12 protein-coding genes and 1 tRNA gene are annotated in these 16088 nt (G+C 43.9%); 9 read left to right on the top strand and 4 right to left on the bottom strand.

Annotated elements, in window-relative coordinates; all coding sequences use genetic code 11:
* Nucleotides 1-107 precede the first annotated feature (107 nt).
* Nucleotides 108-180, bottom strand: a tRNA-Phe gene (locus FK220_RS19415).
* 102 nt (nucleotides 181-282) lie between these two features.
* On the opposite strand from FK220_RS19415, the gene FK220_RS19410 reads away from it, so the two are divergent.
* The 7 genes from FK220_RS19410 (at nucleotide 283) to FK220_RS19380 (ending at nucleotide 8049) form a co-directional block, all read left to right on the top strand.
* Nucleotides 283-1011, top strand: coding sequence for a type III pantothenate kinase (locus FK220_RS19410; protein WP_152576024.1), 729 nt, complete (start codon nucleotides 283-285; stop codon nucleotides 1009-1011).
* Nucleotides 1012-2301, top strand: coding sequence for a hypothetical protein (locus FK220_RS19405; protein ID WP_152576023.1), 1290 nt, complete (start codon nucleotides 1012-1014; stop codon nucleotides 2299-2301).
* Nucleotides 2302-2339: 38 nt separating this feature from the next.
* Entirely contained in the window at nucleotides 2340-3713 is a 1374-nt protein-coding gene (locus FK220_RS19400) for a tetratricopeptide repeat protein (RefSeq protein WP_152576022.1), read from the top strand.
* A 1-nt stretch (nucleotide 3714) separates the two neighbouring features.
* Entirely contained in the window at nucleotides 3715-4314 is a 600-nt protein-coding gene (gene lptC / locus FK220_RS19395) for an LPS export ABC transporter periplasmic protein LptC (protein ID WP_152576021.1), read from the top strand.
* Complete coding sequence (locus FK220_RS19390; protein ID WP_152576020.1) at nucleotides 4314-4517, top strand: hypothetical protein; 204 nt, start codon at nucleotides 4314-4316, stop codon at nucleotides 4515-4517. Before lptC ends, FK220_RS19390 begins: the two co-directional genes overlap by 1 nt.
* Before the next feature lie 2 nt (nucleotides 4518-4519).
* Nucleotides 4520-5806, top strand: a complete 1287-nt coding sequence (locus FK220_RS19385) for a hemolysin family protein (RefSeq protein WP_152576019.1) — start codon at nucleotides 4520-4522, stop codon at nucleotides 5804-5806.
* 125 nt (nucleotides 5807-5931) lie between these two features.
* A complete protein-coding gene (locus FK220_RS19380) occupies nucleotides 5932-8049 on the top strand; it encodes a peptidylprolyl isomerase (RefSeq protein ID WP_152576018.1) in 2118 nt (705 codons plus the stop codon).
* Between the two features lie 7 nt (nucleotides 8050-8056).
* Here FK220_RS19380 and FK220_RS19375 read toward each other — a convergent pair whose 3' ends face one another.
* Together FK220_RS19375 and FK220_RS19370 are read right to left on the bottom strand one after the other, a co-directional pair.
* Nucleotides 8057-8962, bottom strand: coding sequence for a GYDIA family GHMP kinase (locus tag FK220_RS19375; RefSeq protein WP_152576017.1), 906 nt, complete (start codon nucleotides 8960-8962; stop codon nucleotides 8057-8059).
* Nucleotides 8959-10329: a hydroxymethylglutaryl-CoA reductase, degradative gene (locus tag FK220_RS19370; RefSeq protein WP_317168351.1), complete on the bottom strand. Its 1371-nt coding sequence runs from the start codon at nucleotides 10327-10329 to the stop codon at nucleotides 8959-8961. Before FK220_RS19370 ends, FK220_RS19375 begins: the two co-directional genes overlap by 4 nt.
* 103 nt (nucleotides 10330-10432) lie before the next feature.
* Between FK220_RS19370 and FK220_RS19365 the strand changes: the two genes are divergently transcribed.
* A complete protein-coding gene (locus FK220_RS19365; RefSeq protein ID WP_152576015.1) occupies nucleotides 10433-12598 on the top strand; it encodes a S9 family peptidase in 2166 nt (721 codons plus the stop codon).
* A gap of 15 nt (nucleotides 12599-12613) precedes the next feature.
* A complete protein-coding gene (locus FK220_RS19360; protein ID WP_152576014.1) occupies nucleotides 12614-14005 on the top strand; it encodes a peptide MFS transporter in 1392 nt (463 codons plus the stop codon).
* Here FK220_RS19360 and FK220_RS19355 read toward each other — a convergent pair.
* Nucleotides 13999-16029: a ComEC/Rec2 family competence protein gene (locus FK220_RS19355; RefSeq protein ID WP_152576013.1), complete on the bottom strand. Its 2031-nt coding sequence runs from the start codon at nucleotides 16027-16029 to the stop codon at nucleotides 13999-14001. The two genes, FK220_RS19360 and FK220_RS19355, sit on opposite strands and share 7 nt — an antisense overlap.
* Between the last annotated feature and the right edge of the window lie 59 nt (nucleotides 16030-16088).

The raw sequence follows: 16088 nt of genomic DNA, 5'->3' as shown, positions 1-16088 counted from the left end.
TCACGTGTCTCGCCGATGTAATAGCCATCGGTTTTCTTGCTGTATAGTATATAAAGAAAATGCATATTTCGATAAAACAAAAAACCCCGCATATGCAGGGTTTCAAGTGGTACCTCCAGGAATCGAACCAGGGACACACGGATTTTCAGTCCGTTGCTCTACCAACTGAGCTAAGGTACCAATATCAATAGGGCAGCAAATATAATTTCAAATTTGCGATATACAAACAAAAAAAGTGAAAAAAGCCAATCGGGTTATTGCACGTTTTATGATCTTTGTATTATGAACCTGATTATTGATGCCGGGAACACCTATGTCAAGTATGCTGTCTTTGATAGTGAGGATATTATTTTTCACAAGGAGACCAAGTTGGCCGAGGTGGTTTTGACGGTAAAGGAAGTATGCGACCTATATCCCAAAATTGAGTGGGCCATCCTATCTTCCGTCAATAGCTTAGACCCGAAAGTAGTGGCTTTGCTATCTATATATTGCAAGCTGCATCAGTTGAGCCCAAAGACGAAGACGCCCTTTAAAAACTCCTACGCCACCCCGCAGACCCTAGGTGCCGATCGTATTGCGCTGGCGACCGCCGCCTTTTATCATAACCACTTGGGCAATACCTTGGTCATCGATGCGGGCACCTGCGTTACCTATGACATGGTAAATGATTATGGCGAATACCTGGGGGGGGCTATTTCCCCTGGACTGCAAATGCGCTATAAAGCGCTTCACCGACAGACTGCAAGACTCCCTCTGTTAACGCCGGAAGAAATCCCCGACTTTATTGGGAATGCTACGGAAAATAGTATTCATAGCGGCGTAATCAACGGTCTTTGCCATGAGATTGACGGGTTTATCAACCGGTATAAATCGCGTTTCACAGATTTAACAGTTATTTTAACAGGGGGTGATGCCCAATTTTTGTCAAAACGATTAAAAAATACCATATTTGCGGATTCCAATTTTCTCCTGTCTGGGTTGAATTATTTATTGGAATACAACAAGCAATAAATGGTTAAAAATCTTATTATCGCTGTAGTATGTCTAACAGCTACAGGACTTTATGCCCAGGACGGCACCGTTTCCCCGTATTCTTATTTTGGCATCGGTGATGCCCGATCCTTTGGAACGGTGGAAAACCAAATGATGGGGTCGATCGGCGTATATGGTGATAGTATACATATAAACTTACAGAATCCAGCCGCTTACAGTAGATTGGGTGTTGCGCTGAACAACAGGGCCGGATTGGCGAATTACGCCGCTGGTGTATCTAACAAACAAGTACAACTTAAAAGCTTCACGGAGGAACAGAGCACGTCCACTACGAATCTAGACTATCTATCCTTAGGTTTTAGTTTGGGGAAAGGCTTCGGGATAGGTTTCGGTATTGCCCCTTTCACTTCCGTGGGATATAATTTGGTCTCAGAAAGTGTCAATTCGGATAATGCCCAGGTCGTAAACGAATTTACCGGGGAAGGGGGCCTTAACAGGGTTTATTTCTCTGCAGGATATGCGCTTTGGAAGGATCTGAGCATCGGAGTCACTGCCAACTTTAATTTTGGCAATCTCGAAAGCCGTAGAATTCAAACCGTGGAAAACGTACAGTTTGGCACAAGGGACTTAAGGACCTCCAAAGTAAACGGACTCGACTTTAACTATGCCTTATATTACACTCCCAAAATTACCGAAAAGCATACGTTGTTTGTCTCCACCAGAGTAAACACCCAAGCGAACCTGACTTCGAAAAATACGAGACAAATTGGGTCTTTCCTGGTATCGGCGGAGCAGCCTATCGAGACGATCGATGTTAATTTGGATACGGTTGGCCAACGGAATACGGATTTGAAAATCCCAACGACTGCCACTTTGGGACTGGGTTACGGGGAAGAGCGGAAATGGTTCTTGGGGGCCGAATACAGTTTTCAAGGATTGAGTTCGTTCTCGAACGAATTCCTAGAGGATGATAATTTGGTCTATGAAGATGCCAGTACCTTCTCTTTCGGAGGGTTTTTCATACCTGATTATGATGCGTTTAGCGGGTATTACAAGAGAATTGTTTACAGGGCCGGGATACGGTATGATCGGACCGGGATGCTGGTGAATAACAGGGAAATTAATAATTTTGGCATAACTTTTGGAGTTGGACTACCACTGGGAAGGGAACTCTCCAATTTAAACCTTGGTTTTGAGCTGGGAAGAAGGGGAACGACCTCCGCGGATTTGATAGAGGAAAGCTATCTGAAAATCAACCTGGGATTCTCTTTTAACGATCTTTGGTTCCGAAAGCGAAAAATAAATTAAATAAATTTAGTACATTAACCACTTTAAATACTGAACAAATGAAAAAGAATCTCTACATCACGGCAATTATGCTCTTAGGGTGTATTGGAGTAAGCAATGTCCAGGCCCAAAATCCGGAATGTACCACGAACCTTTCCATCTTTGTGGAACATGCCAAAGTAAAAAACTACGATGCGGCCTACGCGCCTTGGAAGATGGTGTATGACGAATGTCCAGATTTAAACAGGGCCACCTTTGTATATGGTGAACGGATTCTCAAGGACAAGATAGATAAATCAAGCGGTTCTGAAAAAGACGTTTTCATCAACGATTTGCTGGCCTTGTATGACAACAGCATGAAATATTTCCCTAAGAAGACCAAAATGGCCGATGTGGAAATCGACAAGGTCCTGATGAAGTACGACAACAAAATGATTTCCGATAGCGAAATATATGACGCCTTGGATAATGCTTTTGAGAAAGACAAGGAGAATTTTACAAATCCGAAAGCGTTATATCTTTATTTTTCAAGTCTGGTAGATTTAAACGCATCGGGCAAAAAGGAACTTCAGGAAGTGTTCGATGTATATGACGATGTAACTGAGAAGATCGAAGAGGAAAACAAAAAGTTAACCGATAAGATTGCGAAGTTGCTACCTAAAGAGGAGGCGGGTACCTTGACCTCCAAGGAAAAAAAGCTTCTAAAGTCCTACAATAGTTATTCCGAGAATTATGGTAAAATTGCCGGTAGTATTGATACTAAATTGGGGCAACTGGCCGAGTGCGATAACTTGATTCCTTTATATCAGAAGAACTTCGAGGAAAGAAAGGGAGACATCACTTGGGTAAAGCGTGCAGTAGGTAGAATGTTTGAGAAGGAATGTACCGATGACCCGATGTTTAAAAAGTTGTTCGAGGCCCAGTTGGCGCTTGACCCGTCTGCAGACGCCTACGTGTACGGTGGTACCTTGAAACAAAAATCAGGTGACACCAAAGGTGCGGTGGCGGATTTTAACAAAGCCTTGGAACTGGAAACCGATTCCTATAAGAAGTCGAATATCGCTTATAAGGTAGCCACGCTCTATAGAAGGGTCGGTAGCAAATCTACCGCTAGGACATATGCTCAAAAGGCAATTGATGCCAACCCTGCGAACGGGAAAGCGTACTTGTTGATTGCCAACTTATATGCTAGCAGTGCCAACGCTTGTGGAAACACCTCTTTTGAGAAGCGTGCCATTTATTGGAAAGCGGCCGATATGGCTCGTAAAGCAGGTCGTGTAGACCCCTCATTGAGCTCAAAGGCCAACCAATCGGCTGCCAGTTACTCACAAAGGGCCCCTACCAAAGAGATGATTTTTACCGAAAACATGGCGGGTAAAACCGTTACCTTTAGTTGTTGGGTCGGTGGTAGCGTGAAGGTGCCGAGTTTATAGAATGGCCCAAAAAAGAAAATATTATTTAGGAAGCATTGCCACATTATTTTTGGCGATGCTTTTTTTTTCCTGTAAAGACGGTTACGAACGCGTAGGGGATGAGGCCATGCCGAAGATTTTCCCCCAAGGTATTGGGGAGAATTTTGTACTAACCTATACGGAAGCAAAGGAGACCATGGAAATCAACGATGTAGATTCGTCAAAGGTAATCGCCGTCTTGTCAAGCCCAATCAGTAATAATTTCGATAACCTGCAGTTTCCCTATAGGACTTTTCCTGAGGGGCTAACGGTCGATTTGTTCGATGATCAGGGAAACAGGAATACGATTGTGGCCGATTATGGAATTATCTACTCCGCTACAAATTTGATAGATTTACAGGGAAATGTGGTGGTTACCACCCACGATCGGAAAAAATTGGAGGCACCTCAGCTATATTATGATCAAGATAACGAATGGATTTTCACCCAGGAAAAATTTAGGTTCACCAATCCCGAAGATGGAACCGTCATGGACGGTGAAGGAATGGATTTCAACAAAGACCTGAGCTATTTCAATGCCCATAAGACCTACGGGTTAATGACTATAAAAGAGGAGAAGTAATGATTAAGATTTTAAGATACACCGAATACATTTATTTGATTATTGCAATCTTTTCTTGCTACCGGATTTATACCGATTGGAACACCGATCGACAAAATGCCTATTTGTTCGTATTCTTTGCGGTGGTCTCTATAGGTATGTTCATTTTTAGAAGAAACTATCGACGAAAATTTGAAAAACGACAACGCGATAGCAAGCAATAATCGTGGAAACTTCGATAATCATCATTATTTTGTCCTTAGTGTTTTCCGCTTTCTTTTCGGGAATGGAAATCGCCTATATATCGGCCAATAGAATTCACATCGAAATCGAGAAAAAGCAAGATGGCTTTTTGGCCAACGTGCTTACACGGCTTACCGAAAAACCCTCAAAGTTCATCGCGACCATGCTTATCGGGAACAATATCGCCCTGGTAATCTATGGTTTTTATATGGGGGATTTACTTATGAACTGGTTTCAGGGAATGTCTTCTTCCAATAGTCTGGTAAATTTGTTGCGCACCGATTTTAGTCTGTTGTTGCAAACCGTCATTTCTACCATCATCATCTTATTGACCGCGGAATTTTTACCAAAGGTATTGTTCCAGATCTATTCAAATACCCTGTTAAAGGTGCTTGCCGTGCCGGCGTACATTTTTTATCTACTTTTTTCATTGATTTCCAACTTTGTCATCAAAGTGTCGGATATTATTCTGAAGGTTTTTTTTAAGACCGATGGCGATGAGGTGCAATTGGCTTTTAGCAAAATAGAGCTGGGCGACTATATTACCGAACAAATGGAAACCGTTGAGGAGGAAGATGAGGTAGATTCTGAAATACAGATATTTCAAAATGCCTTGGAGTTTGCAGCGGTGAAGGCTAGGGAGGTCATGGTGCCCCGCACGGAGATTACGGCGGTCGAGATTCACGAATCCCCCAAAAACCTTGCGAAGCTGTTTACGGAGACCGGCTATTCAAAAATACTCATCTATAAAGATACCATCGATGACATCATAGGGTATGTTCATTCCTATGAACTATTTAAAAAACCGAAGACCATAAAAAGTATTTTGCTGCCAGTCGAGTTTGTGCCCGAAACCATGTTGATACAGGATATTTTGAATTTGCTGGCCAAAAAGCGAAAAAGCATCGCGGTAGTACTCGATGAATACGGGGGTACTTCTGGAATCATGACGGTCGAGGATATCATCGAGGAATTATTTGGTGAGATCGAGGATGAACACGATAGTACCGACCTTATCGAGGAACAGATTAATGGCAATACCTATAAACTATCTGCCCGACTGGAGGTCGATTATCTGAACGAAACCTACAAATGGGAACTCCCGGAAAGCGATGAATACGAAACCTTGGGCGGACTGATCGTCAATGAAACGGGTGAAATACCGGAACAGAATTCAGAGATAAAAATAGACCGGTTTAGATTTACCGTTCTGGAAGTCTCCAACACCAAAATTGATTTGGTGGCAATGGAAATCATTGAAAAAGACTGATTGCGACCGGTTCTTTTTTATATTCTGATTTTCAACCGTCAACCCCTCTCAAACTTGCTCTTTTCTCCTTTAATATTTGAAAAGAAAGTGGTAATTTCGCCAACTGATTTTAAACATACCCTATCATGGCAATTTTAGAAAATATAAGAAAGCGCACCACCGTTTTGATATTGATTATTGGTTTGGCGCTTTTCGCATTTGTGATATCCGGTGTTTTTACCAGTACCGGTTTTGCAGGAGGTAAGGTCGGTTCAACGATTGCGGAAATCAATGGAGAAGAAGTATCCATTGACGAGTTTCGTCAGCAGGTCGAGACCGCACAACGAAGCTCTCCTCCCGGGACCTCTTCAATGCAGGTTGTCAATAGAGTATGGGACCAGCAAGTACGCAGCAGTATTTTGAACCAACAGTTCGAGGATCTTGGGGTTTCGATTGAACAAGACCAGATAATTAATTTTCTAAGAAATACCGGTTACGCACAAAGCCCCGAATTTCAAAATGCCGATGGGGTTTTCGATGAAAATGTGTTCAGGAACGCCGTAGCGAATTGGAAGGCAAACGAACCCCTGCGCTACGATCTTTGGTTACAGACCGAAAAGGCCATAATTCAACAGGCCAAGGAACAGACTTACTTTAACCTTGTAAAAGCCGGCGAAGGAGCGACCTTAAAAGAAGGTGAGTTGGAATACCGTTTGGCCAATGAGAAAATGGATTTGAAATATGTGCGCGTGCCGTATTCCTCCATTCCAGATAGCACCATTACCATTACAAAGAGTGAAATCCAAACCTATATTAACGAGCATAAGGAAGACTTCAAGCAAGAGGAGGCCAGGGATATCCAATTTGTATATTTCGATGAGAAGCCATCGGACACCGATATCAAAGCAATCGAGGACGAGATTGCCAAACTGATGGAGGATACGATAGAGTACAACCCCCAGACCGATCAAAACGATACGATTTCAGGCTTTCGCAACACTACCGACATAGGGGATTTCCTGGATAGGAATTCGGATATAAAGTTCGACACCATTTATAAGGAGAAGAAGGAGCTTCCGCCTTTGTTCGCCGACACCTTAATGACCCTACAAGTTGGTGAGATCTACGGCCCTTATCGCGATGGCGATTACTACAAGGTGTCCAAAATGGTCGGAAGAAAACCTAACGGAACTGTAAAGGCGAGCCATATTCTAATTACCTACGAAGGGGCGGAAAGAGCAAACCCGGAGATAACCCGAACTAAGGAGGAAGCAGCCGAAAAAGCCAAGGAACTGTTGATAGAGGCGAAAAAACCGGGGACGGTTTTCGTTGAATTGGCGAGGGATAATTCCGATGGCCCATCGGCACCCAACGGCGGAGATCTGGGGTATTTCAAGGAAGGTGTAATGACCCCAAAGTTCAACGATTTTGCCTTTGATAATCCCGTGGGCACTATCGGATTGGTAGAAACAGATTTCGGCTTCCATATCGTAAAGATCGATGATAAGCGCGATTTGGTCCAGGTAGGTACCTTGGCCAGGGAAGTGGAACCTTCGGAAGAGACTATCAATACACTTTTTACCGACGCCACTAGTTTTGAATTGGAGTCGATGGCTACCGATACCCCATTCTCGGACTTTGCCAAGGAAAAGGAATATATCGTACGGCCTGTAAACAAAATTAAGGCGATGGACGAGAACCTTCCCGGACTCGATGCCCAACGCAGTATCGTGCAATGGGCTTTCAATCCCGAGACGAAATTGGGCGAAATCAAACGATTCAATATCAATAGCGGGTATGCAGTAGTTCAGTTAACGGCTAAGTACGACGAAGGCTTGATAAGTGTTGAGGATGCCTCGGCGACCGTATTGCCAAAGCTTCGGAAAGAGCGGAAGGCGGCTCAGATTATCGGTGCCAATAAAGGAAAATCGATGGAAGATTTTGCGAAAGACAACAATGTCAGTGTCGCGAACGCATCTTCCGTGACGGTGAAATCCCCAACGATACCCGGAGCCGGTTCCGAACCTGCGGTCGTAGGAACTGCTTTTGCCATGGAGGAAGGGGAGACATCGGATCTTTTGGAAGGCAACACGGGTGTCTTTATGGTCACCGTTACCAAGAAAGAAAAACCCATTGAGCTCGATAACTACAGCACCTATGCGAATACCCTTAAAAACAATAGGGTAGGCAAGGTGAATACAGCGGTGGTCGATGCCTTAAAGGAAAAGGCGGAAATAGAGGATAAGAGAAGCACCTTTTATTAAAGAAGGGTCATAATAGCATTTCGGAAAAGGGTATGACTACGTCGTACCCTTTTTCTTTGAAGTAGCCTGGCGAATCCTGATTACCGGTTGCCAGAACAAAATCCCCGCCCCAAGCGCCGAGACTTTTAACTACCCCAAAGTAATCTTCAAACAATTCGGACTGAACGGTCGGAACCTTTAGGGCTTCCGATAGCAAAAGTTCATGCCGGAGCAGTAGTTCTTCGAACTTTTTAAGATTTAGTGTTGCCACTAATTTTCGAGTGATTTGGGTAATTTGTTCGATAAGCCTGGTTTCGATTTTCAATTTTCGATAGGCCGAAATGGCCTCCCTGCTATTTTTTTTCTGGTTGAGATAAACAAAATAGAGCGAGTCTTGAAAAGGAAGCCTCAATTCCAGTTCGTTGGTGTGGGGAACCCCATTTTCGATACGATATAAAAGCGGCGTATTGTGCTTGGCACAGGCAATGTCGTATCCACTGCCTCCGAAGGTGTTCTTCAGTAGTTCGTAAGGGTCGATGCCTACCCACTGGGCGATATTGTTGATCAAGGTAGAAGAGGAGCCCAGTCCCCAGTCTTTGGGGAAGGTTAATTCGGTATGTACCTCATACCCCTTGTCTCTTTTAAGAAAAGAGGGGTTTAACCCTCGTGCTGAGGAAAATATGGTTTGCAATGCCATTGAGATTCCTTGGTCGGAAAATGAGATAGGTTCAAACGTGGGCAGCCGATACGTTCCTTCGAACCAAAGTTGGCCTAGATGGTCCAAACTTTTCCAGGACAGTTTGTCTGATTCGGTTTTCTCTACTCTTAGGTATTGTCCATATTTTGTGGGTATGGCCCAGCCCAACGCGCCATCAAGGATTACATACTCTCCGGAGATCAATAACTTGCCATTGCTGTAATACTCCGTCGTCATGACTTACTTTTGAGTTGATCAAAAGCCTCGACCACGGCACTATGGGTAACGGTATTTTTTTTAAAATGGGTAATAAGGATGTTTTTTTCCGACTCCGTTGCTCCCAATTGGTTAAGGATGTTTAGCAAGTGCATTTTCATGTGACCTTCTTGAATTCCGGTAGTCACTAATGAACTCACCGCCGCGAAGTTTTGGGCCAGTCCGGCGACGGCCACGATTTGCATCAATTCTTTTGCCGATGGATTGCCCAATATTTCCAGGGCCAGTTTTACCAACGGGTGCAGATTGGTCAAACCCCCCACGGTCCCTAATGCCATTGGGATTTCTATCCAGAAGCGGAAAACCCCTTTCTCCACCTCGGCGTGGGTCAAACTGGAATACCGTCCGTCCTTGGCCGCATAGGCATGAATACCGGCTTCTACTGCCCGAAAATCATTGCCTGTGGCCAGTACCACGGCATCGATACCGTTCATGATGCCTTTATTATGGGTAACGGCCCTGTGGGGTTCCACTTTGGCAATTTCAATGGCCCTCACCATTTTGTTGGCGAAGTCCTTTGGAGAAATTGAGGCTTTTAGGGTCAATTCCGAAATGGGGCAGCTTACCTCGGCCCGTACCAAGCAGTTGGGTACATAATTGGAAAGAATGCTCATGACCACTTCGATGTTCCTTTCGTCCTCGGTAAAGGCATCGTAGTTCTTGGCTTCCCTTTGGAGGGTTTGTGCAAATTGCTCTAGACACGAGTTGATAAAGTTGGCCCCCATGGCATCCAAAGTCTCAAAAGCGCAATGCAATTGGAAATAATTCTCGAGTTCCGAGGTCTTGTCCCGAAGCTCGACACCAATGATTCCACCACCGCGCTTTTCCATATTTTTAGTAATCGGAGCGGCATCTGCTATCAATTTGTCCTTGATTTCAATAAAAAAGGCCCGTAGTTTGGCCACATCTCCCTGGTATAGGAAGTGTACCTGTCCAATTTTTTCTGTTCCAAGAACATCCGTTTTAAATCCGCCACGGTCCAGCCAAAACTTAGCGGCCCTACTGGCTGCTGCCACCACGGAACTTTCCTCGATAGCCATAGGAATGGCATATAGTTTCTCGTTGATCAAGAAGTTGGGAGCAATACCCAAGGGCAAATAATAATTCGTGATTGTATTTTCAATGAATTCGTCATGCAGTTGTTGCAGTTTGGCATCGGAATTCAAATAGCTTTTCAAAAGGGTTTTGGCCGCTTCCGGGTCTAAGGTATATTGCGCTGCGATCCAATCGATCTTTTCCTCTTTGGTCCATTTGGAAAATCCTTCAACTGGTTTGGTCATGAGGTATGGGTTTTGGCGGCAAAGATAATGATAAAGCTGCTTAAATATGGTGAAGCGGTATGTACTGGAATACCTGTGTTTTTATCCGTAAAGTTTAATTATTCGTAAAATTATCACTAAACTTGACAGGTTTTATAAATATCTAACATTAATGAAAAGATTCCCTTTCTTCTTATTCCTTTTAGTCGGGATTTTTGGCAACCTCATCGCCCAACAGAAAAAAATTACCATTGAAGAAATCTATCAAGGCACATTTCGTACCGAAGGTCTCGATGCGCTTCGTTCCTTGAAAAACGGAAAGCAGTATACTATTTTGAACGTTGACCGAGGCAACGGGAGTAGCTCAATAGATAAATACGATTATGAGACACAGCAGAAGGTCGAGACGGTAGTGTCTTCCTCTGATTTGGCCGAAATACAGAATTTCACCTCTTACGAATTTAGCGAAGACGAGTCCAAGCTGTTATTGGCCACCGAGGTAGAGTCTATCTTTCGGCGCTCTACCCTAGGTGTTTATTACGTGTATGATATCGCTACCAAAAGCCTTACCAAGATTTCCGACGCCAAAATTCAGGAACCGGAATTATCGCCCAATGGAAAACAGGTGGCCTACGTCGCGAATAACAATATGTATCTTTTCGATATTGCTTCCAAAGACACGAAGCAAATTACTGCCGATGGTGTGAAGAACAAAATTATCAATGGGGTGACCGATTGGGTCTACGAAGAGGAGTTCGCATTTGTACAGGCCTTTGCTTGGAATTCCAACGGTACCAAAATCGCTTTTCTTCGTTTTGATGAGACAAACGTACCCGAGTTTTCCATGGACGTGTATGGGACCGAACTCTACCAAAAACCCTATGTTTTCAAATACCCAAAGGCGGGGGAAGAAAATGCCATCGTCACGTTGCACATGTTCGATGTGAAAGCCGGCAGCACTTCCAAAGTCGATTTGGGGGATGTGTATTATATTCCCCGTATTAAATGGAGGAACCATCCAGACCATTTAAGCGTCCAGACCATTAATCGGCACCAGAACCACTTGAAGCTACATTCGGTAAATGCTACGGACAATTCGGTTTCCTTGCTGATGGAGGAAAGGGACGCCGCCTATGTGGATGTTACGGACAATCTCACATTTTTAGCGGACGATAGTTTCATTTGGACCAGTGAAAAAGACGGTTACAACCACATTTATCTCTATGACGAAGATGGAAAATTGAAGAATCAGATCACGAAAGGTTCTTGGGAAGTAACCGATTATTATGGTTATGACCAAAACGAAGATCGGGTGTACTATCAATCGACCGAAAACGGATCGATCAATAGGGGGGTCTATAGCGTACGTAGCAATGGAAAGGGCAAAAGGGAACTAGCGGTGGAAGAAGGCGTCAATTCTGCCGATTTTAGTTCGGATTTTACCTATTTTATCAATTCGTATTCCAGTGCTACCGTACCGTATCGCTATACACTGCAGCAAGCGTTGACGGGGAAGAAGGTAAAAGATATTAAGGACAATTCGGAGTTGTTGACAAAATTGGAAGGTTACCAAATGAATCCGAAGGAATTTTCGACCATCACCATCAACGGGAACGATTTGAATATGTATATGATCAAACCGACAGACTTCGATAACTCGAAAAAATATCCTCTGTTACTATATCAATACAGCGGTCCTGGTTCTCAAAGTGTCTCGAACCGATGGCTGGGGGCCAATGATTATTGGCATCAGATGCTGGCTTCGGAAGGTTATGTTATCGCCTGTGTCGATGGTCGGGGAACCGGATTCAAAGGGAGGGATTTCAAAAAGGTCACCTATCTGAATTTGGTAAAATATGAAACGGAGGATCAAATAGCCGTAGCAAAACAACTGAGCGAACTGCCTTTTATCGATGAGGAACGAACCGGAATCTGGGGCTGGAGTTTTGGAGGCCATATGGCGACGAACTCCATTTTAAAAGGTAACGATACCTTCGAAATGGCCATTGCCGTTGCCCCCGTGACCAGCTGGCGTTTTTACGACACCATTTATACGGAGCGTTTTATGCGCACCCCGGAGGAAAACCCAAGCGGGTACGACGACAATTCGCCCTTTAATTATCCGGAGTTGTTGAAGGGAAAGTATCTATTGATCCACGGTTCTGGGGACGACAACGTTCATGTTCAAAATAGTATGCGGATGATCGAAGCCTTGGTACAGGCCAACAAACAGTTCGATTGGGCGATTTATCCCGATAAGAATCACGGTATCTATGGCGGTAATACGCGTATTCATCTCTTTACAAAAATGACCAATTTTATCAAGGAAAACCTATAACCAAACCAATTATTTATGGCAATCGTAGAAAAAGCACCCCATCAAAAGGAAATGTTCGGTCACCCGGTAGGCCTTTATATATTGTTCTTTACCGAAATGTGGGAGCGATTTTCCTATTATGGTATGCGGGCATTATTCACCTTGTTTCTTGTAGCGGAAACTACTTCTAGCAATGCCGGATTCGGTTGGTCCAATGACGAGGCTCTGGCGTTGTATGGATGGTATACTATGCTGGTCTATGTCTCTTCAATTCCTGGTGGCTGGATCGCAGATCGTTTGTTGGGTCAAAAAAAGACCGTTATGTTGGGTGGGGCACTACTTTGTATCGGACATGCCGTTTTGGCCCTGAACTCGGAAATGACTTTTTACCTTGGATGCTTATTTATTATCCTCGGGGTAGGTTGCTTGAAACCGAATATTTCATCGATGGTAGGTGGACTTTATCGCCCCAAAGATGAACGCAGAGATCTTGGTTTTTACATCTTTTATATGGGTATTAATATTGGTGGCTTCTTGGCTCCGATTGTCTGTGGATATGTCGGTGAAAACATCAATTGGCACTATGGTTTTGGGCTTGCGGCTATTGGGATGTTTATAGGACAGGCAGTATACGTCTGGGGTCAAAAGTATTTAGTTAATGTAGGGAATTTGATAAGTAGGAAAAATGAAAAAGACCGTGAAATACTGGATAGACCCCTCACCGATATAGAAAAGGATAGAATTAAGGTGCTGCTCATTTCCTTTTTGCTGATTATTCTTTTTTGGGCTGCCTTTGAACAAGCAGGAGGCCTTATGAACTTATATGCATCACAAAAAACAGATCGCAATTTCTTTGGTTTGTTTACTATACCTGCCTCGGTATTTCAATCGGTAAACTCATTTTTCATCATCACATTGGCAACGGCGGTAGGGGCTTTTTGGCTTAAATGGCGCAAAAAAGGAAGAGAATCCTCTTCAATGTTCAAGATTGCGGTGGGTCTCATCATTATGGCACTCGGTTTTGGATTTATGAGCGCTGCCTCGGTTCAGTACGAGAATAACGGGTCCTCGGCAATGTATTGGTTGATATTGGCCTATTTGTTTCATACTATCGGTGAACTTTGTGCATCACCCGTTTCCCTATCCTATATTACCAAGTTGGCCCCACTGAAATATGCATCGATCATTATGGGGCTTTATTGGGCGGCAACCGGATTGGGGAATAAAGTAGCCGGATTGATCGGACAAGCTTCCCAAGAATTGGGAGAGTTTGAAATCTTTACAGGTATAGCTATTATTTGGTCTCTGATCGGATTCTTGGTCATCGCAATGCTCAAACCCTTGAAGCGATTGGCACATGGAGCGGAAGAAGGGGAGAAGAAAATTTCTGATGAGGAAGCCGAGGACTTTGAACTTGCCGATCATTGATTGATTGTACTAAAATAATACGCTCCTTTTTCGCCGGTATAGTGAAAGGGGAGTTTTCTTTTTTCACAGGTTGCTCTCCAACGATTGATATCGCTTCGGTAGTTGCTCCCATCGGCGATGATGTTTTTGGGTTCGAGGGAGTCGATCAAGCGTTCGAAGTTTAATTTGGGCGAACCGGTCATTATAACATAGTCTACCGTCGTTTGGGTGCTAGGGTAAATACCTAAGCTGTCAACGAGCAATACCTTTTCATTTTTCCAGCGTAGGCTGTTTCGGATGGACCGATATTGGATGGAAGTAACCCGTTCCGCAACCAAGTAATCGTTTACGATTCGTACGGACCTACTACTATCTTTTGTCATGATGGTTAGTTGTGGCCCGGTTCGATGCAACAAGAGGGTGTTTCGAGTCTGATGGGCCACTAAAAATGAATCTTTTTCCCAGGATTGATAGCCCGTATAAAACAGCCAAAGTTGAAAGGCTATGACAGCCGTCAAGAAAAGGACCGCCCGTTTAAACGTAGCTTTTGACCAAAATGATAGCATGCCGATGATTGCGATATAGGCAAATAGTAGTTGCACCATATCGAACGAAATGTTTTTGAAAATAAATGCTTCTTGCCGGGCTACCCAGGCAATGACCCAATTCATCCATCCTATCAAAGCGTTATAGGAGGTCACCAAAAACTTGGGCAATAGCTGTAACAATGATAAAACGATTGTCAAAATACCTATCCCGAGAATAACACCCAAAAAAGGTACTATTAACAGATTGGAGATAAAGAAAAGCCCGGGAAACTGGTGAAAATAGAAGAGACTGATCGGTAATACCCCTAGTTGGGCAGCGATACTTACCGATAGCAATTGCCAAACTTTGCGCAGTAATTTGTTCTTTGGCAACCACAATTTTTGCAATAATGGATATATCCATATAATGGCGAAAACTGCTGTATAGCTCATCTGAAATCCCACTTGGAATAGTAGTTTGGGATCGATCGCCAAAAGGATGAAGAACATGCTCAATGCTAAAATATTAAAGGTATTACCCGGCCGGTTCAGATACAGGGCATAGGCTACAAAACTAAACATGGTAACAGCCCGAATAACGGAAGCGGATAAACCAGCTAAGAAAGCAAAAGCCCAGAGCAATAGCACTAGGAGAATCAGCTTAATGGTTTTACCTTTTGGTAAACGTTCCAACGGTCGGAACAGAAATTCCAATAGCAATAACAAAATCCCGATATGCAGGCCCGATACCGCCAGGATGTGGATGGCCCCCGCATTTTTATAGTCGTTATAGGTCTCTGCGGAAATATCGTTACGCTCACCTAGCAAAAGGGCTTGGATAATGCCCAATTCCTCTTTACCGAAACCTGCCTCCTTCAAGTTTTCCTTTATGTGACTTCTCAAGGAAGCCGCACGTCCGTAGATGGTTTTTGAGGCATTGTGTATTTGAGCGTACTCCCTAGCTTCTAGTCGCAGTTGGTGTGCAACCCCCAATCCGGCCATATAGTTCCGATAATCGAATTGGTGCGGATTGAGGGGGGCGGAAATAGGTTCAACAGTGGCATGTACCAACAGCTCGTCATCCGGCCTGGGTTTTTTCGTATCGGCATCGATGGAAAAATTGAGCAATAGCGTTCCGGCGGCTTTCTTTCCGTCGATTGCTTGTACGCTGGCAATGGCCCGTTCTGAAAAAGATGTCGGTTTTAAGACCTCGCCAATCTTCAATTGCCATGTATGCTTTCCCTCGAACTCTTGATGGGTATAGTGGGAAGGCAGGTTTTTAGGCTGTGCCATTGAAATGGCAAAGATACCGATGCAAATGGTCGTCATCCCAGCCGCAGCTCCGAAACGGATGGAATTAGGCTGTTTTTGTCGAAAAAAAAGCAGGGCGGATATCAGCATAAAGAGAACCATCAAGGTCAACGGAACGAGCACTCCAAAATCAAAATAGTGGCCCAAAAGGATTCCCAGTACCAGCAACAAAGTCATTTTGATAGGTACGAACTTGAGAAGATTCATTGGCTATTGCATGGGTTTTAAGGGAATTGTACTTTATGAAGTAATTTCCTTGTTTCTAT

Origin of the sequence: Pelagihabitans pacificus, from assembly GCF_009371985.2 — a bacterium.
GTDB classification, from domain to species: Bacteria; Bacteroidota; Bacteroidia; order Flavobacteriales; family Flavobacteriaceae; genus Pelagihabitans; species Pelagihabitans pacificus.
The sequence above is the reverse complement of the archived record's forward strand: the minus strand, read 5'-3'. Positions and strand labels throughout refer to the sequence as shown.